Source organism: Pseudomonas sp. C6002, from assembly GCF_013385805.1.
GTDB lineage: Bacteria > Pseudomonadota > Gammaproteobacteria > Pseudomonadales > Pseudomonadaceae > Aquipseudomonas.
This window is the reverse complement of sequence record NZ_JACAPH010000030.1, coordinates 596,536-618,451: the sequence shown is the minus strand read 5'-3', so window position 1 is coordinate 618,451 and position 21,916 is coordinate 596,536. Positions and strand designations below refer to the sequence as shown.

Sequence of the window (21,916 nt, the reverse complement as noted above, 5' to 3'; positions counted from 1 at the left end):
TGGCCCGGGATGTTTTTCCTCTTCGCATGTGGACATTCACTACCATGCTGACTGAACATAAAATCCCGCTAGGCCAGTACATCGCTGCCTTCGTTGAGTGGTTGACCCAACACGGGGCCGCCTACTTCGACGCAATCGCATCGACCCTGGAAACGATGATCCACGGCGTGACGTTCGCGCTGACCTGGTTCAATCCACTGGCATTGATCGGTCTGATTGCGCTGCTCGCTCACTTCATTCAACGCAAATGGGGCCTGACCGTTTTTGTCATCGCCTCCTTCCTGCTGATCCTCAACCTGGGGTACTGGCAGGAAACCATGGAGACCCTGGCGCAAGTGCTGTTCGCCACCCTGGTCTGCGTGGTGATCGGCGTGCCGCTGGGCATTGTTGCCGCGCACAAACCGATGTTCTACACCCTGATGCGGCCGGTGCTCGATCTGATGCAGACCGTACCGACCTTCGTCTACCTCATCCCTACCTTGACCCTCTTCGGGCTGGGTGTGGTGCCCGGGCTGATTTCCACGGTGGTGTTTGCGATTGCCGCGCCTATCCGTCTGACTTACCTGGGTATCCGTGATGTGCCGCAAGAGTTGATGGACGCCGGCAAGGCCTTTGGCTGCTCGCGCCGTCAGTTGCTCTCGCGGATCGAACTGCCCCACGCCATGCCGAGCATCGCCGCCGGCATTACCCAATGCATCATGCTGTCGTTGTCGATGGTGGTGATCGCGGCCCTGGTGGGCGCCGACGGCCTCGGCAAACCGGTGGTCAACGCGCTGAACACCGCCGACATCGCCCTGGGCTTTGAAGCCGGCCTGGCGATCGTATTGCTGGCCATCATGCTCGACCGCATCTGCAAACAACCCGACGCCAAAGTAGGGGGTGATGCATGAGCATTATCCGATTCGAAAATGTCGACGTGATCTTCTCCAAAGACCCACGCGAGGCGCTCAAGCTGCTGGACCAGGGCATGACGCGCAACGAGATCCTGAAAAAGACCGGGCAGATTGTCGGCGTTGAAAACGCCAGCCTGGATGTCGAGAAAGGCGAGATCTGCGTGCTGATGGGCCTGTCCGGCTCGGGCAAGTCGAGCTTGTTGCGCTGCATCAATGGCTTGAACACCGTCAGCCGCGGCAAGCTGTTTGTGGAGCATGAAGGTCGCCAGATCGACATCGCATCCTGCACCCCCGCCGAGCTGAAAATGATGCGCACCCAGCGCATCGCCATGGTGTTCCAGAAGTTCGCCCTGATGCCCTGGCTGACGGTGCGCGAGAACATCAGCTTCGGCCTGGAGATGCAGGGCCGCCCGGAGAAAGAACGACGCAAGCTGGTGGACGACAAGCTGGAACTGGTGGGCCTGTCGCAGTGGCGCAACAAGAAGCCCGACGAGCTTTCCGGTGGCATGCAGCAGCGTGTCGGCCTGGCCCGCGCATTGGCGATGGACGCCGATATCCTGTTGATGGACGAACCCTTCTCGGCACTCGACCCGCTGATCCGCCAGGGCTTGCAGGATGAGTTGCTGGAGCTGCAACGCAAGCTGAGCAAGACCATCGTATTCGTGAGCCACGACCTGGATGAGGCGCTGAAACTCGGCAGCCGCATCGCGATCATGAAAGACGGCCGGATCATCCAGTACAGCGTGCCGGAAGAGATCGTGCTGAACCCGGCGGATGACTATGTGCGGACCTTCGTGGCCCACACCAACCCGCTGAATGTGCTGTGTGGCCGCAGCCTGATGCGCACGGTGGATAACTGCACCCACGTCAACGGCTCCATCAGCCTGGACCCGGGCGGTGACTCGTGGCTGGACCTGGCCGAAGGCAACACCATCAAGGGCGCGCGGCAGAACGGTTCGGTGCTGAACTTGCAGAACTGGGCACCGGGGCAATCGGTGGAGGGCCTGGGCCGGATGCCGACGCTGGTGGATTCGAATATCGGAATGCGCGATGCGTTGCAGATTCGGTACCAGACAGGCAACAAGCTGGTGCTGCAGGACGACAACAAGGTGGTGGGGATTCTGGGTGACAGCGAGCTCTATCACGCCCTTTTGGGCAAGAACCTGGGCTAACAGACACCGCAAAATAAATGTGGGAGCGGGCTTGCTCGCGAATGCGGTGTATCAGTGTCAGATGTACTGACTGACACTGCGCATTCGCGAGCAAGCCCGCTCCCACATTTTGCTCAGGTGGTGTCAGTAACGACACCACCTGTCCTTTCAACACTCAGCTATAGACACGGCCAAGGAGCTGCCGATGGCTTTCAAACTGATCGAGCACGTCCCGGGTGATCTGCTCCTGGGTGAAGCCCATCAGGTCGTATTCCTGAGGCCCGTTGTGCAGGTAAACCTCGGCGCGGTAGTAGCGCGTGCGTTCTTCCTCGGGCAAGTCGTTCGGTGCCGACGAATAAGCATCCAGGCTCACCTCGTAGACAAACGGATTGCCCTCTTGCATCTCGATGCGCACACCAATGCAGCGCTTGGATTTGCCCAGCAGGGTCTGCACTTCCAGCCCCTGGTCACGCAACGCAGTCGCCGCTTCTTCCAGCGCCGGCGTGACGTGCTTGTCCATAAAGCGTTGCACGGTACCCTGGCTAGGTTGCAGGTCCAGGGCAGTCAAACGCTCGCTGAAACCACGCCGACCACGCTCGGCCAACTGCGCCTGCTCCAACTCGATCGCCACGTCCTGGCGCATCGCCTTGTGCAGGCCGAACATGAAGAACACCAGCACCACCGAGAACGGCAAGCCCGCCAGCACCACCATGGTTTGCATGGCTTCGAAGTTACCGGCGAACAACAGGCCGATGGTCACCAGGGTGATCACCGCCGACCAGAAAATCCGCAGCCAATGCGGCGCATCTTCGTCAACGTTGCCGCCCTTGCAGGACAGGTTCGCCATCATCACCGCGCCGGAATCCGCCGGGGTCAGGAACAGTACGAAGCCCACGAAGATCGACACACCGATGACGATTTTCGACGCCGGGTAATGCTCGAGCAGTTGGTAGATCGCCATGGACGGCTGTTCCAGCGCCGTCTTGCCCAACTCCACCGCGCCATGGTTCACCACCAGGTCCAGGGCCGAGTTGCCGAAGATCGACAGCCACGCCAGGGTGAAGCCCAGCGGGATCAGCAGCACGCCGGCCACCAGTTCACGCACCGTGCGACCGCGGGAAATACGCGCGATGAACATGCCCACGAATGGCGCCCAGGAAATCCACCAGGCCCAGTAGAACAGGGTCCACAGGCCCATCCAGCGTTCGGTCTTGTCGGCGTCGCCTTCGTACACGTACAGGTCGAAGGTCTTCAGCACGATGCCGTTCATGTAGTCGCCGATGTTCTGCACGAAGCCGTTGAGCAGGTGCAGGGTCGGGCCGAACAGCAGCACGAAAATCAGCAGGCCGCTGAACAGCACGATGTTCAGGTTGGACAGGCGGCGAATGCCGTTCTCCACACCCGACACGGCGGCAATGGTCGCCACGGTGCTCATCACGATGATCACGATCAGCAGGTTGGTGTTGCTGTGTTCCATGCCGAACAGGTTTTCCAACCCGGAGGACACTTGCATCGAACCAATCCCCAGGTTCGTCACCAGGCCCAGCAGCGTTACGAACATGCCGAAGCCGTCTACCGCGTGACCGGCCGCACCTTTGACCCAACGCTCGCCCACCAGCGGGTACAGCGCCGAACGCAAGGCCAGCGGCTGGTTATGACGGTAGGCAAAATACGCCACGGCCAGGCCGACCAGTGCGTAGATCGCCCAGCCGTGCAGGCCCCAGTGCAGGAACGTCAACTGCAACGCCTGGCGTGCAGCTTCGCCGGTGGCCGACGCGCCTTCAGGCGGGTTGAAGTAGTGGTCCAGCGGCTCGGAGGCGCCGAAGTACAGCAGCGAGATGCCGATGCCCGACGAGAAGAGCATGCCGGCCCAGGCGCCGTAGCTGAAGTCCGGGGTGTCGTCCTTGCTGCCCAGTTTCAATTTGCCATAGGACGAAAACGCCAGGCCCACCACAAACACCAGGTAGGCGGCGATCACGACCATGTAGTACCAGCCAAAGCTTTTCGACAACCAGGCTTGGGCCACACCGAGCATCCTGCCGGCTTCCTGCGGGGCGATGATCAGAATCGCGGTCAACAACAGAATCAGCGCGGTGGAGGTGTAGAACACCCAACCGTTGACCCGCACCTTTTCTGGCGGGGTCTTTATAAGAGAGGCAGAACTCATGGCACAGATGCTCCGGGCAGTGCAGAGAAACACAAGGCAACGCTTGACCCGAGCCATCGATTTTTCGGCAGTCGACGGACGGGTGTATAAAGACACCCCGAAAAACCATAAACCCCCGGCGAACCGCTGTGCCGGGCTGTTTCATGGGTTTTCCCGATGTCAGGTGGCGCCACATGCACGTAGGAAATACCTGTAGGCAGCGACCATTTGTCGCAGATCTTATTCTTTGTTGATTGAACGTTCAATCAAAACAAAATAGACTGGCCCTCAAGCCGACGGACGTTTATCGCCCGTTGGCAGGCCTAAGGAGAGGTGCACGATGCCCAAGGTCGGTATGCAACCCATACGCCGCCAGCAGTTGATCGAAGCCACATTGACGGCGGTCGATCAGGTCGGAATGGGGGATGCCAGCATTGCGCTGATCGCCCGTCTGGCCGGTGTCTCGAATGGCATCATCAGTCACTATTTTCAGGACAAGAATGGCCTGATCGCCGCCACGATGCGGTACCTGATGAACGTGCTGATCGAGAACGTCACCGAGCGCCGGTTGGCGCTGAAAGATGACAGCCCGCGGGCCCATCTTCAGGTGATCATCGAAGGCAACTTCGACGCCAGCCAAGTCAACGGCCCGGCTATGAAAACCTGGCTGGCCTTCTGGGCCACCAGCATGCACCACCCGTCATTGCACAGGCTGCAGCGGATCAACGATCACCGTCTGTATTCCAACCTGTGTTGCCAGTTCCGCCGAGCGTTGCCGTTGCCCGAGGCACGCAGCGCAGCCCGAGGCCTGGCGGCCCTGATCGACGGTTTGTGGTTGCGCGGCGCCCTGTCGGGAGACGCTTTCGACACGGAGCAGGCGCAACGGATCGCTTACGAATACATGGATTTCCAATTGGCCAAGCAGGTGAGTTAGAGCACACATAAACGCTCAACTCCCGAACCGCGCCAACCACTAATGCACTTGCGAGGACTTTATGGCCCGTTTCGAACTGCAAAAACTCTACATTGACGGCGGCTACTCCGACGCTGGCAGCGATGCCACTTTCGAAGCCATCAACCCGGCTAACGGTGAAGTTCTCGCCAACGTGCAACGCTCCACCAAAGAAGACGTCGAGCGCGCTGTGGTCAGCGCCGAAAAGGGCCAGAAAATCTGGGCCGCCATGACTGCCATGGAGCGTTCGCGCATCCTGCGTCGTGCCGTCGACATCCTGCGTGAGCGCAACGACGAACTGGCCGCCCTGGAAACCCTGGACACCGGCAAGCCGTATTCCGAAACCCAATACGTCGACATCGTCACCGGCGCTGACGTGCTGGAATACTACGCAGGCCTGGTGCCCGCCATCGAAGGCGAGCAGATCCCGCTGCGTGACACGTCGTTCGTCTACACCCGTCGCGAGCCACTGGGCGTCGTGGCCGGTATCGGCGCGTGGAACTACCCGATCCAGATCGCCCTGTGGAAATCCGCACCTGCCCTGGCGGCCGGTAACGCGATGATCTTCAAGCCAAGCGAAGTCACCTCACTGACCACCCTGAAACTGGCTGAAATCTACACCGCCGCCGGCGTTCCGGATGGCGTGTTCAACGTCCTGACCGGCAGCGGCCGTGAAGTCGGCACCTGGCTGACCGAGCACCCGCGCATCGAGAAAGTCTCCTTCACCGGCGGCACCGACACCGGCAAGAAAGTCATGGCCAGCGCTTCGAGCTCTTCGCTCAAGGAAGTCACCATGGAACTGGGCGGCAAATCCCCGCTGATCATTTTCGACGACGCCGACCTCGACCGCGCCGCCGACATCGCGATGATGGCCAACTTCTACAGCTCGGGCCAGGTCTGCACCAACGGCACCCGCGTGTTCGTTCCGACCGCCCTCAAAGGCGCGTTCGAAGCCAAGATCGCCGAGCGCGTTGCCCGCATCCGCATCGGCAACCCGGAAGATGAAAACACCAACTTCGGCCCGCTGGTCAGCTTCGCCCACATGGAAAGCGTGCTCGGCTACATCGCCAAAGGTAAAGAAGAAGGCGCCCGCGTGCTGTGCGGCGGCGACCGTCTGACCGACGGTGAATTCGCCAAGGGTGCCTACGTGGCCCCGACCGTGTTCACTGACTGCACCGACGAAATGACCATCGTCCGTGAAGAAATCTTCGGCCCAGTGATGAGCATCCTCACCTACGACACCGAAGAAGAAGTGATCCGCCGCGCCAACGACACCGACTTCGGCCTGGCCGCTGGCCTGGTGACCAAGGACCTGAACCGCGCCCACCGCGTGATTCATCAGCTGGAAGCCGGTATCTGCTGGATCAACGCCTGGGGCGAGTCCGACGCGAAGATGCCGGTGGGCGGCTACAAGCAGTCGGGCGTGGGCCGTGAAAACGGGATCAGCTCGCTGAACAACTTCACTCGCATCAAATCGGTACAGGTTGAGCTGGGCGACTACGCCTCGGTGTTCTAAAACCTGATTGAGCCTGGCATGGCCCATGTGGCGAGGGGGCTTGCTCCCGTCGGGCCGCGAAGCAGCCCCATGCCAGGTACCGCAGTTCTTTCAGACAGAACTCGAGCGCTGACTTTGCGACTGCTGCGCAGTCGAACGGGACCAAGCTCCCTCGCCACAAAAGCAGCCTGAACCAACTTTCACGAGGGTGCATTTAATGTCCCAAGAATACGACTACATCATTGTGGGTGCCGGCTCTGCCGGTAACACCCTGGCGACCCGTCTGACCGAAGACGAAGGCGTCACCGTCCTGCTGCTGGAAGCCGGCGGCCCGGACTATCGTTTCGATTTCCGTACCCAGATGCCAGCCGCCCTGGCGTTCCCGCTGCAAGGCCGCCGCTATAACTGGGCCTACGAAACCGATCCAGAGCCACACATGGACGGCCGCCGGATGGAGTGCGGTCGCGGCAAGGGCCTCGGCGGCTCCTCGCTGATCAACGGCATGTGCTACATCCGCGGCAACGCGATGGACTACGACAACTGGTCGAAACTGCCGGGCCTGGAAGACTGGACCTACCTGGACTGCCTGCCGTATTTCCGTAAAGCCGAAACCCGCGACATCGGCCCGAACGACTACCACGGTGGCGACGGCCCGGTCAGCGTGACCACGCCAAAAGCCGGCAACAACCCGCTGTTCCACGCGATGGTTGAAGCCGGCGTACAGGCCGGTTACCCACGTACCGAAGACTTGAACGGCTACCAGCAGGAAGGCTTCGGCCCGATGGACCGTACCGTGACGCCAAACGGTCGTCGCGCCAGTACCGCTCGCGGTTACCTGGACACGGCCAAGAAGCGCTCGACGCTGACCATCGTCACCCACGCCCTGACCGACAAAGTCCTGTTCGAAGGCAAGCGTGCCGTCGGCGTGCGTTACCTGATCGGTGCTGCCGAAGAGCGCGTTGAAGCCCGTGCCCGCAAGGAAGTCCTGGTGTGCAGCGGCGCAATCGCTTCGCCGCAACTGCTGCAACGCTCCGGTGTTGGCCCGGCGAAACTGCTGGAAAGCCTCGACATTCCGGTGGTCCACGACCTGCCAGGCGTCGGCGAAAACCTGCAGGATCACCTCGAGCTGTACCTGCAATACGCCTGCACCCAACCGGTCTCGCTGTACCCGTCGCTGCTCTGGTACAACCAGCCGGCCATTGGTGCCGAGTGGCTGTTCAACGGCACCGGCATCGGCGCCAGCAACCAGTTCGAAGCGGGCGGTTTCATCCGTACCCGTGAAGAATTCGATTGGCCGAACATCCAGTATCACTTCCTGCCGGTAGCGATTAACTACAACGGCAGCAACGGTGTGAAAGAGCACGGTTTCCAGGCGCACATGGGCTCCATGCGTTCGCCGAGCCGTGGCCGCGTGCAGTTGAAGTCGAAGAACCCACGGGAATACCCGAGCATCCTCTTCAACTACATGTCTACCGAACAGGACTGGCAGGAATTCCGCGACGGCATCCGCCTGACCCGTGAAATCATGCAGCAGCCGGCACTGGACCAATACCGTGGCCGCGAAATCAGCCCGGGCATCGACGTACAGACCGACGAGCAACTGGATAAATTTATCCGTGAGCACGCCGAGACCGCGTTCCACCCGTCCTGCTCGTGCAAGATGGGCACCGACGAGATGGCCGTGGTTGACGCCGAAGGCCGCGTGCATGGCATGCAGGGTCTGCGCGTGGTTGACGCGTCGATCATGCCGATCATCACCACCGGCAACCTGAACGCGCCGACGATCATGATCGCCGAGAAAATCGCCGACAAGATCCGTGGCCGCAAGCCACTGCCGCGCAGCACTGCGGATTACTACGTGGCAGGCGATGCGCCGGTGCGTGGCAAGCCGATGCGTGAAGTGGGTCCTACTGCGCAGTAACTGATGGACCGAGGTGCTCCCTTCGCGAGCAAGCCCGCTCCCACATTTTTGACCGTGTGAACCCGATCAAATGTGGGAGGGGGCTTGCTCCCGAAGAGGCCCGATCTGACACCGCAAGACCTCCCGCCCGCCTACACTTTCCTTGATCAGCTCCCAGCCCGGGCCTACTCTGTTTGCCTGCCCGCGCCGAGCCGCCCACAAGGAAGGCCCCATGTTCGAACACCACGCCACACTCAAAAAGCAGTTCAGTGCCCTGCGCACTACCGCCGAATTCTTTTCCCTGCGCTACGTCCGCGAGTCCGGCCAGTACCTGTCGGTACGCAAGAACGTCGCCGAGCCGCCACATCTCAGCCAGGACGAAGGCGCGATGCTCACCGTGCGCCTCAATGGCGTCGAAGCCTACGCCGCCACCCACGACATTTCCCTGCCCGGCCTGCAAGCCGCCCTTGAGCGCGCCGAACAGCAAGCCCGGCTCATCAAGCCCCACGCCCTGCTCGACCTGCGCGACCAGCCAGTGTCCAGCGACATTGCCGACTACCTGTCGCCGAGCCTCGACCAGCCCTTCCCGTCCCTGAGCGACTGCTACCAACTGCTCGGCGCCGAATCGGCCGCCGTGCCCAAGGACGAGCGCCTGGTGAACTGGGAAGTCAGCCTGGGCACCACCCACGTCGAACAGATCTACCTCAACAGCGCCGGCGCCGAACTGCGCCAGGCCCAGCGGTTTGTGTTCCCGGGTGTCAACGTCACGGCCTACGACGGCAATGACAGCCAGACCCGCACCCTGGGCGGCACCAACTTCGGCCAGCAAGGCGGCTTTGACGTGATCAGACGCTTCGGCCTGGTGGGCGCCGCGCCGCAGATTGCCGACCAGGCGCTGCAACTGCTGCTGGCCCCGAACACGCCCCAGGGCCCACGCGACCTGCTGCTGATGCCCGACCAGATGATCCTGCAGATCCACGAATCCATCGGCCACCCGCTGGAACTCGACCGCATCCTGGGCGACGAGCGCAATTACGCCGGCACCAGCTTCGTCAAGGCCAGCGATTTCGGTCACCTGCAATACGGCTCCAACCTGCTGAACGTGACCTTCGACCCGGACATTCCCGAGCAGCTCGCCAGCTATGGGCATGACGACGACGGCACGAAGGCCAGCAAACAATTCCTGATCCGCGAAGGCTTGCTGCTCAAGCCGTTGGGCGGTGCGTTGTCGCAATACCGCGCCGGCATGCAAGGCGTGGCCAACAGCCGCGCCTGCAGCTGGAACCGCGCGCCGATCGACCGCATGGCCAACCTGAATATCGAGGCCGGCGACCAGAACATGGCGCAGCTGATTGGCGGCATCGAGAACGGCATCCTGATGTCCACCAACCGTTCGTGGTCGATTGACGATGCACGCAACAAATTCCAGTTTGGCTGCGAGTGGGGCCAGTTGATTGAAAACGGCGAACTCAAAGGCGTGGTGAAGAACCCCAACTACCGGGCGATTTCCGCGCAGTTCTGGCGCAACCTCAGCGCCGTCGGCGACGCCAGCACCTTCAAGGTGCTGGGCACGCCGAACTGCGGCAAGGGCGAACCCAACCAGGTGATCCGCGTCGGCCATGCGTCGCCGGCCTGTGTGTTCAGCAACGTGGACGTGTTCGGGGGAGACGCCTGATGAATAATTTCAAAGCCCTGGTGGATTGGCTCAAGCAGGCCATCACCGACCACGAACAATTCCACCTCGGCTACGCCGACGAGTCCTCCGAGTTTGTGCGTTTCAACCACGGCAAAGTGCGCCAGGCCGGCCAGGTGCAACAGGCCAGCCTGAACCTGAAGCTGATCAACGACGGGCGCCACGCCGACCTCGGTATCACCCTGGCGGGCGAGCCTGAACTGGATCGCCAGCGCCTGGCCGACGGCCTGCAACAACTGCGCGAGACCTTGCCGTTGTTGCCCCAGGATCCGTACCTGCTGCTCAACCACAACGCCTGGCAAAACAAGGACCAGCAGGACCGACCACTGCCGGACCTGGCCCAGGTGCTGGAAGCAGTCAGCCTGGCCGCTGAAGGTGTGGACATGGTCGGCTTCTACGCCGCCGGCCCTATCAGCCGTGGTTTCGCCAGTTCATCAGGCGCCTTCGGCTGGCACCAGGCCAACAGTTTCAACTTCGACTTCAGCCTGTTCCACGCCAACGGTGAAGCGGTGAAAGCCAGCTACGCCGGCAACGATTGGGACAGCGTGGCCTTCGCCCAGCGTTTCAAGCAGGCCCGTGAGCAACTGGAATACCTTGGTCGCCCGCTGCACCCGCTGGCACCGGGGCAATACCGCGCCTACCTGGCACCGGCGGCCATGGAAGAGATCATCAGCATGCTGACCTGGGGCGGGTTTTCCGCCCAGTCCATCGCCAGCAAGGGCAGCCCGTTGCAACGCTTGTACAACGGTGATCAAACCTTGAGCACGCTGGTGACCCTGGACGAACAGGTCAGCGGCTCCCTGAGCTCGGCGTTTTCCCGTGACGGCTATCCGCGCAGTGATGTGAAGCTGATCAATGCCGGCAAGGCTGAAGGCCAATTGGTGAACTCCCGCAGTGCTGCCGAATACGGCTTGAGCACCAATGGCGCCAGCGGCGATGAATCTCCCAGCGCCCTGCAGATGGCGGCCGGCGACCTGGCCCAGGCCGATATCCTCAAGCAACTGGGTACCGGTTTGTACATCAGCAACCTGTGGTACCTGAACTACTCCGACCAGCCCGCCGCACGCCTGACCGGCATGACCCGCTTCGCCACGTTCTGGGTCGAGGACGGTGAGATCAAGGCGCCGGTCAGCACCATGCGTTTTGATGACAGCGTGTACAGCCTGCTGGGCTCGCAACTGGAAGCGCTGACCGCTGATCGGGAATTGCTGCTGTCGGCGAGTACGTATAGCCAGCGCAATACGTCATCCAATCTGCTGCCGGGGGCGCTGGTAAAACGCCTGACCCTGACCTTATAAGCAACGCAAAAACCTTGTGGGAGCGGGCTTGCTCGCGAATGCGGCGTGTCAGCCACTACATCTGTGACTGAGGCACCGCATTCGCGAGCAAGCCCGCTCCCACAGTTGATCGCATTCCACATTTTGATTCGGTTCATCCTCAAAACCCCACTCCAGACACCTGGCCGTCCGGCCAGTTGTCGCTCGCGAAAAACCTCGTTATAAAGGTTGGTGGCACCTAGCCACGTCCGCGCGGTAAAAAAACTCAAACAACACCCCGCCGTCCTCAACCCACTTGCACGCAAGTGATGCACGACCTTGCCCGGGATAGGGCAAGCTGGAGCGTTGACATGAACCATGGAAGTTTTGTCATTGAAAAGCTGTTCAAGCACTACAACGTTCACGTAGAGCAACTTGGTAACAACCCAGAGAAGAAAACCGTGCTGTTGGTCAACGGCGCGCTGTCCACCACCCGCTCGTTTGCACGCACCAGCAAGTGCCTGTCCGAGCACTTCAATGTGCTGATGTTCGACCTGCCGTTCTCCGGCTATTCACGCCCGCACAACACCGACCTCGACCTTGTGACCAAGGACGATGAAGTGCAGATCCTGCGCGCTCTGGTGGAACGCTTTCAGGTCAACCACCTGGTGTCTGCCTCATGGGGGGGGATTTCCACGCTGCTGACCCTCGCCCACAACCCGCCGTCGATTGAAAGCTCGGTGGTGATGGCACTGGCGCCCAACCTCAACCAGGCCATGCTCGAATACGTAGAGCGGGTGCGCGTGCTGATCGAGGCCGATGACAAATCCGCCGTCGGCCATCTACTGAATGAAACCGTGGGCAAATACCTGTCGCCCCGGCTCAAGCGCAACAATCACCGGCACCTGTCGACCATGGCCACCACCGAGTATCGCCAGGCACGCTTCCATATCCATCAGGTGCTGGCGCTGGGTGACGGCAACTACCTGCCGCAACTGACCCGGATCGAAACCCCGGTGCACTTCCTCAACGGCGTGCTGGACGAGTACACCCCGGCAGACGAAGCCCAACTGTTCAAAAAATACGTAGGCCGCAGCAGCTTCGCCACCGCCGAACACACCGGCCATTTGCTCGACCTGGAATCCCGCGAAGCGGCCCTGGCCGTGCACCGCGCGCTGATTGATTTCCTGGTGGGCAAACACGTGGCGTTGTCAGATATAGACGAAGGGCCTGTGGGAAAAGGAGCCGCCGATGGCGCATAATCGCCGACACATAGGCTGCTAACAAAAAGGTAACTCATGCCGAATCGCGCCCCTCTCGATGCCAAGACCGCCCGCTGGCTACCCTGGGTGGTAGCGATTGCCTTCTTCATGCAGTCGCTGGATGGGACGATTCTCAACACCGCCTTGCCGGCCATGGCCCGAGACCTGGCGGAGAACCCCTTGCGCATGCAAGGCGTAGTGATTGCCTACATGCTCACCGTGGCCCTGCTGATTCCCGCCTCGGGCTGGGTGGCCGACCGCTTCGGCACCAAGAAGATCTTCTTCGGCGCGATCATGCTGTTCAGCATTGGCTCGTTGCTCTGCGCGCTCTCCAGCACGCTGACCATGCTGGTGGGCGCCCGGGTGATCCAGGGCCTGGGCGGTGCGTTGATGTTGCCGGTGGGCAGGCTGGTGGTGCTGCGCGCCTACCCGCGCTCGGAGCTGGTGCGGATCATGGGTTTCATCACCATTCCCGGGCTGCTCGGCCCACTGCTCGGCCCGACCATGGGCGGCTGGATGGTGCAATACCTGACCTGGCACTGGATCTTCCTGATCAACCTGCCGGTGGGCATCATCGGCTGCTACGCCGTCTGGAAATTCATCCCCGACCTGCGCGGCAGCGAACGTACGCGGTTCGACGGCGTGGGTTTCCTGCTGTTCGGCGCGGCGATGGTGCTGATCACTATCGCCATGGAAGGCCTCGGCGAATTGCACCTGCCGCACCTGCGGGTGATGTTGCTGCTGTTCGGCGGCCTCGCGTGCCTGGCGGCGTATTGGCTGCGCGCCGGGCATATCGACAACCCGCTGTTCTCGCCGGTGCTGTTCAAGACCCGGACCTTTGCGGTGGGCATCCTCGGCAACCTGTTCGCTCGCCTGGGCAGCGGCGCGTTGCCGTTCCTGGTGCCGCTGTTGCTGCAGGTGGCGCTCGGTTACTCACCGTCCGAAGCCGGGATGAGCATGCTGCCCCTGGCGGCGGCGGCGATGTTTGCCAAGTCCATCGCCCGGCCGCTGATCGAGCGCCTGGGCTACCGCGTGGTGCTGACCGGCAACACCCTGGCGCTGGGCATCATGCTGGCAAGCATGGGCCTGGTCAGCGAACACACGCCCTACCCGCTGCTGCTGAGCATGCTGGCGATCCTCGGGGCGATCAACTCGCTGCAATTCACCGCGATGAACACCGTGACCCTGATCGACCTCGACGACGCCCAGGCCAGCAGCGGCAACAGTTTGCTGTCGGTGGTGGCGCAGTTGTCCCTGAGCCTTGGGGTGGCCTGCGCCGGTGCGCTGCTGGGTGGTTTTACCGCCGAAGTGGGCAACGACGGGGTCGACACCGTGCTCGGCGCGTTCCAGTTGACCTTCGTCACCGTGGGCATCATGGCGATGCTGGCGGCGGCGATCTTCCTGCAATTGTCGCCAAAAGACGGCAAACGCGTGGTCAGCCGTGAGCACGACATTGAGCATTAACAGGCTTCTCGTCTAGAACTTGCAGGGAAAATCCCACGAGGCTGGTACACTGCGCGACATTTTGTTTTGCAGAGCCAGTCCCGTGACTACCATCGCCACCGCTTTTAATACTTTGCCCCTGTCCGCCGCCATGCTGGCTAACCTCGACTCGCTGGGTTATGTCGAGATGACGCAGATCCAGGCGCAAAGCTTGCCGGTGATCCTCAAAGGGCTGGACCTGATTGCCCAGGCCAAGACCGGCAGCGGCAAGACCGCAGCCTTTGGCATCGGCCTGTTGAACCCGATCAACCCGCGCTACTTCGGCTGCCAGGCACTGGTCATGTGCCCGACCCGCGAGCTGGCTGACCAGGTGGCCAAGGAAATCCGTCGCCTGGCCCGCGCCGAAGACAACATCAAGGTGCTGACCCTGTGCGGCGGCGTGTCCCTCGGCCCGCAGATCGCCTCCCTGGAGCACGGCGCCCACGTCATCGTCGGCACCCCGGGCCGCATCCAGCAGCACCTGCGCAAGGGTTCGCTGGTTTTGGACGGCTTGAACACGCTGATCCTCGATGAAGCCGACCGCATGCTCGACATGGGCTTCTACGACGCCATCGAAGACATCATCAGCAAGACCCCGGCCCGCCGCCAGACCCTGCTGTTCTCGGCCACCTACCCGGTGAGCATCAAGCAGCTGGCCTCGAAATTCATGCGCGCGCCGCAACAGGTCAAGGCCGAAGCGTTCCACTCGGACGACCAGATCGAGCAACGCTTCTACGAGATCTCCCCGGAAGAGCGCATGGACGCGGTGACCAAGGTCCTGGCGCATTTCCGCCCGGCGTCTTGCGTAGCCTTCTGCTTTACCAAGCAGCAAGTGCAGGAAACCGTGGATCACCTGACCGCCAAGGGCATCTCCGCCGTTGGCCTGCATGGCGACCTGGAACAGCGCGACCGTGACCAGGTACTGGCGATGTTCGCCAACCGCAGTACTTCGGTACTGGTCGCCACTGACGTTGCCGCCCGTGGCCTGGACATTGATGCACTGGACATGGTGATCAACGTCGAACTGGCCCGCGACTCGGAAATCCACATTCACCGCGTGGGCCGTACCGGTCGCGCGGGTGAGACTGGCATCGCTATCAGCCTGGTTGCCCCGTCTGAAGCCCACCGCGCCCAGGCCATCGAGCAGTTGCAGAAGTCGCCGCTGAACTGGGACCAGTTGGACAACCTCAAGCCTCAGAGCGGCGGCCCGTTGCTGCCGGTGATGAGCACCCTGTGCATTGCCGCCGGCCGTAAAGACAAGGTTCGCCCGGGCGACATCCTCGGCGCACTGACCGGTGAAGCCGGGATCCCGGGGGCCCAGGTCGGCAAGATCGCGATCTTTGATTTCCAGGCGTTCGTGGCCGTTGAACGCGGGATCGCCAAGCAGGCATTGCAGCGTTTGAATGACGGCAAGATCAAAGGCCGTTCGTTGCGCGTGCGTATCCTGTAAAGATCTCAAGCTATACCGAGATCAAAAATGTGGGAGCGGGCTTGCTCGCGAATGCGGTATATCAGTCGACAGATTCGGTGACTGACACTGCGCATTCGCGAGCAAGCCCGCTCCCACATTTGACTGTATTCCAATTCAGAATTTGTATGAGGACATGGCTGTGCGCTCGACCGAAGTTGTGATCATTGGCGCCGGCGCCGCAGGCTTGATGTGTGCGCTGACCGCCGCCGGGCGTGGGCGCAAGGTGATGTTGATCGACCACGCGAACAAGGCCGGCAAAAAGATCCTGATGTCCGGCGGTGGCCGCTGCAACTTCACCAATATGTACACGGAGCCTGCCAACTTCCTCTCCCACAACGCGCACTTCTGCAAGTCCGCCCTGGCCCGCTACACCCAGTGGGATTTCATCGGGCTGGTGGCCAAGCACGGCGTGCCGTACCACGAGAAAAAACTCGGCCAGCTGTTCTGCGACAACAAGTCCAGCGACATCCTCGGGATGCTGCTGGATGAGTGCATCCAGGTCGGCGTGAGCATGCACCTGGACACCTCGGTGCAGGAGATTGCCAAGGTCGATGGCGGCTATCAGTTGCAAACCACCCTGGGTGAGTTGCGCTGCGAATCACTGGTGATCGCCACCGGCGGGCTGTCGATCCCGACCCTGGGTGCCACCGGCTTTGGTTACCAGGTCGCCAAGCAGTTCGGCCATGAACTGCTGCCAACCCGCGCCGGGCTGGTGCCGTTCACCATCACTGACCAGCTCAAGGAATTGTGCGGCGAGCTGTCCGGTACGTCCGTGGATTGCCTGGTGAGCTGCAACGACCAAAGCTTTCGCGAGAACATCCTGTTTACCCACCGCGGCCTGAGCGGGCCGGCGATCCTGCAGATTTCCTCCTACTGGGAACCCGGCGACACCGTGGAAATCAACCTGCTGCCCGACCACGACGCCCACACCTGGCTGCAAGCGCAACAGGTGGAGCGCCCGAACAGCGAGCTGAAAACCCTGCTGGGTGAGATCTTCACCAAGAAGATGGCCAACCTGCTGGCCGAAACCTGGTTCGTTTCCAAGCCGATGAAGCAGTACACCCACGCCGAGATTGCCGACATCGCCGGCAAACTGGGGAGCTGGCAACTGGTGCCGGCGGGTACTGAAGGCTATCGCACCGCCGAGGTCACCCTGGGTGGCGTGGACACCCGGGAGGTTTCGTCCAAGACCATGGAATCCCTGAAAAGCCCCGGTTTGTACTTCATCGGCGAAGTGTTGGATGTGACCGGTCACCTGGGCGGGTTCAATTTCCAGTGGGCGTGGGCCTCCGGTTATGCCGCTGCCCAATTTGCCTGACGGAACCCGGTAAAAAATGTGGGGGCGGGCTTGCTCGCGAAGGCGGAGTGTCAGCTAATACATCAGTGACTGATACACCGCCTTCGCGAGCAAGCCCGCTCCCACATTTGGTTCGTGGTGTGCTTGGAAGTAATGACTGGAATAAATTTTGCTCTCAGATGTGATCGCCACGCTTGCCGTGGCGTCATTACTGGCTCAATTTAGCGGCATCGTCCCGGAAGACCCCAGACTTCATGTCATCGACCTCCTTCAAGCAGTCCATGCGGCGCCTTTGGGCACTGGATAAGTTCAGTTACAGCGTACGGGTATTCATCGCCCTGACCGGCAGCATGGCGCTGTGCTGGTACCAGAATGAAATGGCGCTGCTGATCCCGCTGTTCCTGGGCATTATCGCCAGCGCCCTGGCCGAGACCGATGACAACTGGCAAGGCCGGCTCAACGCCCTGGCCGTGACACTGGTGTGCTTCAGCACTGCGGCACTGTCCGTCGAACTGCTTTTCCCTTATCCCTGGATCTTCGCGATCTTCCTGGCTCTATCCAGCTTCGGCCTGACCATGCTCGGTGCCCTCGGCGAGCGTTATGGGGCGATCGCTTCGGCCACCCTGATTCTCTCGGTCTACACCATGATCGGCGTGGACCAGCGCGGTGGCGCCGTCACCGACTTCTGGCATGAACCCTTGCTGCTGGTGGCCGGCGCCGCGTGGTATGGCGCGCTGTCGGTGTTGTGGCAGGTGCTGTTTTCCAACCAGCCGGTGCAGCAGAGCCTGGCGCGACTGTTTCGCGAGCTGGGACGCTACCTCAAGCTCAAGTCGTCGCTGTTCGAACCGATCCGCCAACTGGATGTGGAAGCGCGGCGCCTGGAACTGGCGCAGCAGAACGGCCGGGTGGTGGCAGCACTGAACGCCGCCAAAGAGATCATCCTGCACCGGGTCGGCAATGGTCGCCCGGGCTCCAAGGTCAGCCGCTACCTCAAGCTGTACTTCCTGGCCCAGGACATCCACGAGCGCGCCAGCTCCTCGCACTACCCTTACAACGCCCTCGCCGAAGCCTTCTTCCACAGCGACGTGCTGTTCCGCTGCCAGCGCCTGTTGCGCCAGCAAGGCAAGGCCTGCCAGACCCTGGCCGAATCGATCCAGATGCGCCAGCCGTTCGTTTATGACGCCAGCTTCGCCGAAGCCCTGGGCGACCTCAACGCCTCCCTGGAACACCTGCGCATCCAGAGCAACCCGGCCTGGCGCGGCCTGCTGCGCTCCCTGCGCGCCCTGGCCGCCAACCTGTCGACCCTGGACCGCCTGCTCGGCGACGCCGCCAACCCAGACAGCCTGGCCGATGCCACCGACAGCAGCCTGCTGGACCGTGCGCCGCGCAACCTCAAGGAAATGTGGACGCGCCTGCGCACGCAGTTGACGCCGACTTCGTTGCTGTTCCGCCATGCCCTGCGCCTGCCCCTGGCGCTGAGTATCGGCTACTGGATGGTGCACTTGATTCACCCGTCCCAAGGCTATTGGATCATCCTCACCACGCTGTTCGTGTGCCAGCCAAACTACGGCGCCACCCGGCGCAAGCTGGGCCAGCGGATCATCGGCACAGCCATCGGCCTGACCATCGCCTGGGCGCTGTTCGACCTGTTCCCCAACCCGCTGATCCAGTCGATGTTCGCCATCGCCGCGGGCCTGGTGTTCTTTATCAACCGCACCACGCGCTACACCCTGGCGACCGCCGCGATCACGCTGATGGTGCTGTTCTGCTTCAACCAGGTGGGCGACGGCTACGGGCTGTTCCTGCCACGGCTGTTCGATACCTTGCTCGGCAGCCTGATCGCCGGGCTGGCGGTGTTCCTGTTCCTGCCGGACTGGCAGGGCCGACGCCTGAACAAGGTGCTGGCCAATACCCTGACCTGCAACAGCATCTACCTGCGCCAGATCATGCAGCAGTACGCCGCGGGCAAAAGCGACGACCTGGCTTACCGTCTTGCCCGGCGCAATGCCCACAACGCCGACGCCGCGCTGTCCACCACCCTGGCGAACATGCTGATGGAGCCGGGGCATTTCCGTAAGGAAGCGGACGTGGGATTCAGGTTCCTGGTGCTGTCCCACACGCTGCTCAGCTACCTGTCGGGGCTGGGCGCCCACCGGGAAACCCAACTGCCGGCGGAAGTGCGCGAACACTTGATCGAAGGTGCCGGGAAGACGCTGGCGGCGAGCATTGACGAGATCGCCACCGGGCTGGCCAACAAGCAGCCAATCGCGATTCAGAGTGATGCGGAAGAAGCCTTGGCGGTGGATCTGGAGCAGATGCCGGATGAGATTGATGAAGGGCAGCGGCTGGTGCAGACGCAATTGGCGTTGATCTGCCGGCAACTGGGGCCGCTGCGCACGCTGGCGGCTCACCTGATCAAAGATACCAGCGAAGCCTGAACCCTCTTCGCGAGCAAGCCCGCTCCCACATTCGGCCGAGTTCCACCTTTGGAATGCGGTCGAATGTGGGAGCGGGCTTGCTCGCGAAGGGGCCATTAGCCTCACTACATCCCGTGCTGCTTCATCAACCGCGCATAACTGCCATCCACTTTCATCCTGGCAATCTCCCGATCAAACCCGGCAACAATCTGCTCATGCCGGGGATTTTTCAGGCTGACCAGAATGTGCAGGCTGTTCTCACTCAACGGTACCGGCAAAAACTCCACCGCGTTGCGCACGGTGGCGGACTCCCGAGCCAGGTAGTAGCGGGCGACGAATTCGTCCTCCAGCGTCAGCCGCACCCGCCGTGCCGCCAACATGCGCACGGCCATGGCGAAGTTATGCACCGGGACTTTCTGCAATTGCGGATCGGCATCGAACGCCGCTGAATAGGCATAGCCACGCACCACCGCGACGGGGTAGTCGTGCAACTGCTCCAGGTTCTGGTAGTCGATGGGATCGTCGCGGCGCTTGAGAAACAGCACCCGGTTGAGCAGGTATTCGCCGGAAAACTGCCCCAACTGAGTACGCGCATCGTCGTACCAGGCGTTCACCAATACGTCGTAACGCCCATCGCCCACACCCATCAGGGCGCGGGCCCAGGGCACCTGTTCAAACTCACTGGCATAGCCGGCACGGGCCAGGGCGGTGGTCACGATGTCGGTGGCCAAACCACCATTGACCAGGGTGGCGTCAGTGAACGGCGGCCAGGCATCCGCCACCAGTCGCAAGCGTTCTGCCGCCGCCGCCTGGGCCAGCAACAACAAACCGATCAAAGCAACGGCACGAGAAAATCGCGGCATGCTCAAGTCCTTGGCGGGCATTCTATGGCCTGACCTCTGGGGCAACCCGAGGATTTAACAGTAGCTCATCAATGAGCCTGTACTGCAGATTACACAAAGACGGCAGCGTCGCACGCAGAGAATGATGGCAAATTGATCTCACTCACAAAAAAACCGCAATTTAGACACTCGCCTCCCGCGCGCTTACTATCCTGACCAGACAATCAGCCGAGAGAACACCATGACAGTCGAATGGGTCTGCAAACACCACAGTGACCTGGGCAAGGAGCAGCTGTACGCCATTTTGCGCCTGCGCTCGGAGGTCTTCGTGGTCGAGCAGAAATGCGTGTACCAGGACATCGACGGCCAGGACCTGGACGGTGACACCCATCACCTGATGGCCTGGGATGATGGTCAACTGCGGGCCTACCTGCGCCTGCTGGATCCTGAATCACAGGGTGGTGATGTGGTGATCGGCCGGGTGATCGTTGCGCCGAGCGCGCGGGGTACCGGGCTGGGCCACCAGATGATGGACGAAGCCCTCAGGCAGGCAGAGAAACAGTGGCCCGACGTGCCGATCTATCTGTCGGCCCAGGCGCATTTGCAGGGGTATTACGGGCGTTACGGGTTTGTGGCGGCGGGTGAGGAATACCTTGAGGATGACATTCCACATATAGGCATGCGCCGGGCATGAGGGCCTCTTCGCGAGCAAGCCCGCTCCCACATTTGACCGAGTTCCACCTTTGGAATGCGGTCGAATGTGGGAGCGGGCTTGCTCGCGAAGGCGTCGGCCCGGTCACTACAAGCCTTCAGGGGTAATCCAACACCTGTTTAATGCTCGCCAGGTTCGCCTCGATCCAGCGCCGATCAATCGCGCCCCAATCACGAATCCGATAGCGCCCGGCATGATTGCGGGCGCCGTCTTCCTGTTCAAACTCACACACAATATCCAGGTCCGCCAACGCCGCAATCGTGTCCTGTGCAGTACGCCGGGGCATGCCCGTCACCTCGGTCAGTGCCGGCACGCTGCTGGCCAGCTGGCTATCAATCAGGTACGCCACATACAGGCGCCGGTAGAAGCTGCTTTTGGTCTTGCTCACATCCATGCTTGATCGCCTTTGAAGGTCAGGGCTTGCCCTGCAGGTCCCGCCAGGTCAGGTACACCCGCAGGTCGAATTCCACCTGATGGTAGCCCGGCAACATGTATTCACAGAGTTTGTAGAACGCCTTGTTGTGGTCCGATTCCTTGAAGTGCGCCAGTTCGTGTACCACGATCATGCGCAGAAATTCCGGCGCGGCTTCCTTGAACAGCGAGGCGATACGGATTTCTTTCTTCGACTTGAGGTTGCCACCCTGCACCCGAGAGATGGTGGTGTGCAGGCCGAGGGCGCGGTGGGTCAGGTCCAGACGGTTATCGAACAACACCTTGTCGATGGCCGGGGCGTTGCGCAGGTGTTCCTGCTTCAGGGCCTGGGCGTAGCTGTACAGCGCTTTGTCGCTCTGCACGCCATGCCGCTCGGGGTAGCGCTGGGTCAGGTAGTCGCCGAGTTGGTCCTTGGCAATCAACTGGCGCACTTGCTCCTGCAATGCTGGGGGGTAGGCCTGGAGGTATTTCAGCGCGGTCATGGGGTCAACAACGGGTATTTGAATGGGCGCCAG

Annotated in this window: 17 protein-coding genes; 13 read left to right on the top strand and 4 right to left on the bottom strand. The window is 61.6% G+C overall.

Annotated elements, in window-relative coordinates:
• Nucleotides 1-44 precede the first annotated feature (44 nt).
• Nucleotides 45-890, top strand: coding sequence for a choline ABC transporter permease subunit (gene choW / locus HX817_RS22590; RefSeq protein ID WP_003216909.1), 846 nt, complete (start codon nt 45-47; stop codon nt 888-890).
• Nucleotides 887-2,065 (top strand): choline ABC transporter ATP-binding protein, encoded by a 1,179-nt coding sequence (gene choV, locus HX817_RS22585; RefSeq protein ID WP_177027999.1) that lies wholly within the window; start codon nt 887-889, stop codon nt 2,063-2,065. The genes choW and choV overlap by 4 nt, the downstream gene beginning before the upstream one ends.
• Nucleotides 2,066-2,219: 154 nt before the next feature.
• Here the strand turns inward: choV and HX817_RS22580 are convergent, their stop codons facing one another.
• On the bottom strand, nt 2,220-4,154 hold the full coding sequence (locus HX817_RS22580) for a BCCT family transporter (RefSeq protein ID WP_371135988.1): 1,935 nt from the start codon (nt 4,152-4,154) through the stop codon (nt 2,220-2,222).
• A gap of 376 nt (nt 4,155-4,530) precedes the next feature.
• On the opposite strand from HX817_RS22580, the gene betI reads away from it, so the two are divergent.
• From betI to yccS, 10 genes are all read left to right on the top strand, one after another.
• On the top strand, nt 4,531-5,124 hold the full coding sequence (betI, locus tag HX817_RS22575; RefSeq protein ID WP_003216902.1) for a transcriptional regulator BetI: 594 nt from the start codon (nt 4,531-4,533) through the stop codon (nt 5,122-5,124).
• 61 nt (nt 5,125-5,185) lie between these two features.
• Complete coding sequence (gene betB, locus HX817_RS22570) at nt 5,186-6,658, top strand: betaine-aldehyde dehydrogenase (protein WP_177041241.1); 1,473 nt, start codon at nt 5,186-5,188, stop codon at nt 6,656-6,658.
• 196 nt (nt 6,659-6,854) lie between these two features.
• Nucleotides 6,855-8,558: a choline dehydrogenase gene (gene betA, locus HX817_RS22565; protein WP_003216899.1), complete on the top strand. Its 1,704-nt coding sequence runs from the start codon at nt 6,855-6,857 to the stop codon at nt 8,556-8,558.
• Between the two features lie 211 nt (nt 8,559-8,769).
• A complete protein-coding gene (locus HX817_RS22560; RefSeq protein WP_177041239.1) occupies nt 8,770-10,212 on the top strand; it encodes a TldD/PmbA family protein in 1,443 nt (480 codons plus the stop codon).
• On the top strand, nt 10,212-11,528 hold the full coding sequence (locus HX817_RS22555) for a TldD/PmbA family protein (RefSeq protein WP_177041237.1): 1,317 nt from the start codon (nt 10,212-10,214) through the stop codon (nt 11,526-11,528). The genes HX817_RS22560 and HX817_RS22555 overlap by 1 nt, the downstream gene beginning before the upstream one ends.
• A gap of 329 nt (nt 11,529-11,857) precedes the next feature.
• On the top strand, nt 11,858-12,748 hold the full coding sequence (locus HX817_RS22550; protein WP_177041235.1) for an alpha/beta fold hydrolase: 891 nt from the start codon (nt 11,858-11,860) through the stop codon (nt 12,746-12,748).
• Nucleotides 12,749-12,784: 36 nt separating this feature from the next.
• Nucleotides 12,785-14,212 carry a multidrug transporter subunit MdtD gene (mdtD, locus tag HX817_RS22545; RefSeq protein ID WP_003216894.1) on the top strand — a complete coding sequence of 476 codons (1,428 nt, stop codon included), beginning with the start codon at nt 12,785-12,787 and terminating at the stop codon, nt 14,210-14,212.
• A gap of 130 nt (nt 14,213-14,342) precedes the next feature.
• On the top strand, nt 14,343-15,680 hold the full coding sequence (gene dbpA, locus HX817_RS22540; protein WP_236260841.1) for an ATP-dependent RNA helicase DbpA: 1,338 nt from the start codon (nt 14,343-14,345) through the stop codon (nt 15,678-15,680).
• 160 nt (nt 15,681-15,840) lie between these two features.
• Nucleotides 15,841-17,019, top strand: coding sequence for an NAD(P)/FAD-dependent oxidoreductase (locus HX817_RS22535; RefSeq protein WP_003216890.1), 1,179 nt, complete (start codon nt 15,841-15,843; stop codon nt 17,017-17,019).
• Nucleotides 17,020-17,252: 233 nt separating this feature from the next.
• On the top strand, nt 17,253-19,436 hold the full coding sequence (yccS, locus tag HX817_RS22530) for a YccS family putative transporter (RefSeq protein ID WP_177041233.1): 2,184 nt from the start codon (nt 17,253-17,255) through the stop codon (nt 19,434-19,436).
• Between the two features lie 104 nt (nt 19,437-19,540).
• Here yccS and HX817_RS22525 read toward each other — a convergent pair whose 3' ends face one another.
• Nucleotides 19,541-20,278 (bottom strand): ABC transporter substrate-binding protein, encoded by a 738-nt coding sequence (locus HX817_RS22525; RefSeq protein WP_177041231.1) that lies wholly within the window; start codon nt 20,276-20,278, stop codon nt 19,541-19,543.
• A gap of 220 nt (nt 20,279-20,498) precedes the next feature.
• Here HX817_RS22525 and HX817_RS22520 point away from each other — a divergent pair, with 220 nt between their 5' ends.
• A complete protein-coding gene (locus HX817_RS22520; protein WP_008434061.1) occupies nt 20,499-20,951 on the top strand; it encodes a GNAT family N-acetyltransferase in 453 nt (150 codons plus the stop codon).
• A gap of 115 nt (nt 20,952-21,066) precedes the next feature.
• Here the strand turns inward: HX817_RS22520 and HX817_RS22515 are convergent, their stop codons facing one another.
• Nucleotides 21,067-21,363, bottom strand: a complete 297-nt coding sequence (locus tag HX817_RS22515) for a helix-turn-helix domain-containing protein (protein ID WP_003216883.1) — start codon at nt 21,361-21,363, stop codon at nt 21,067-21,069.
• A gap of 19 nt (nt 21,364-21,382) precedes the next feature.
• Nucleotides 21,383-21,883 carry a M48 family metallopeptidase gene (locus HX817_RS22510; RefSeq protein WP_003216881.1) on the bottom strand — a complete coding sequence of 167 codons (501 nt, stop codon included), beginning with the start codon at nt 21,881-21,883 and terminating at the stop codon, nt 21,383-21,385.
• Nucleotides 21,884-21,916: the final 33 nt, after the last annotated feature.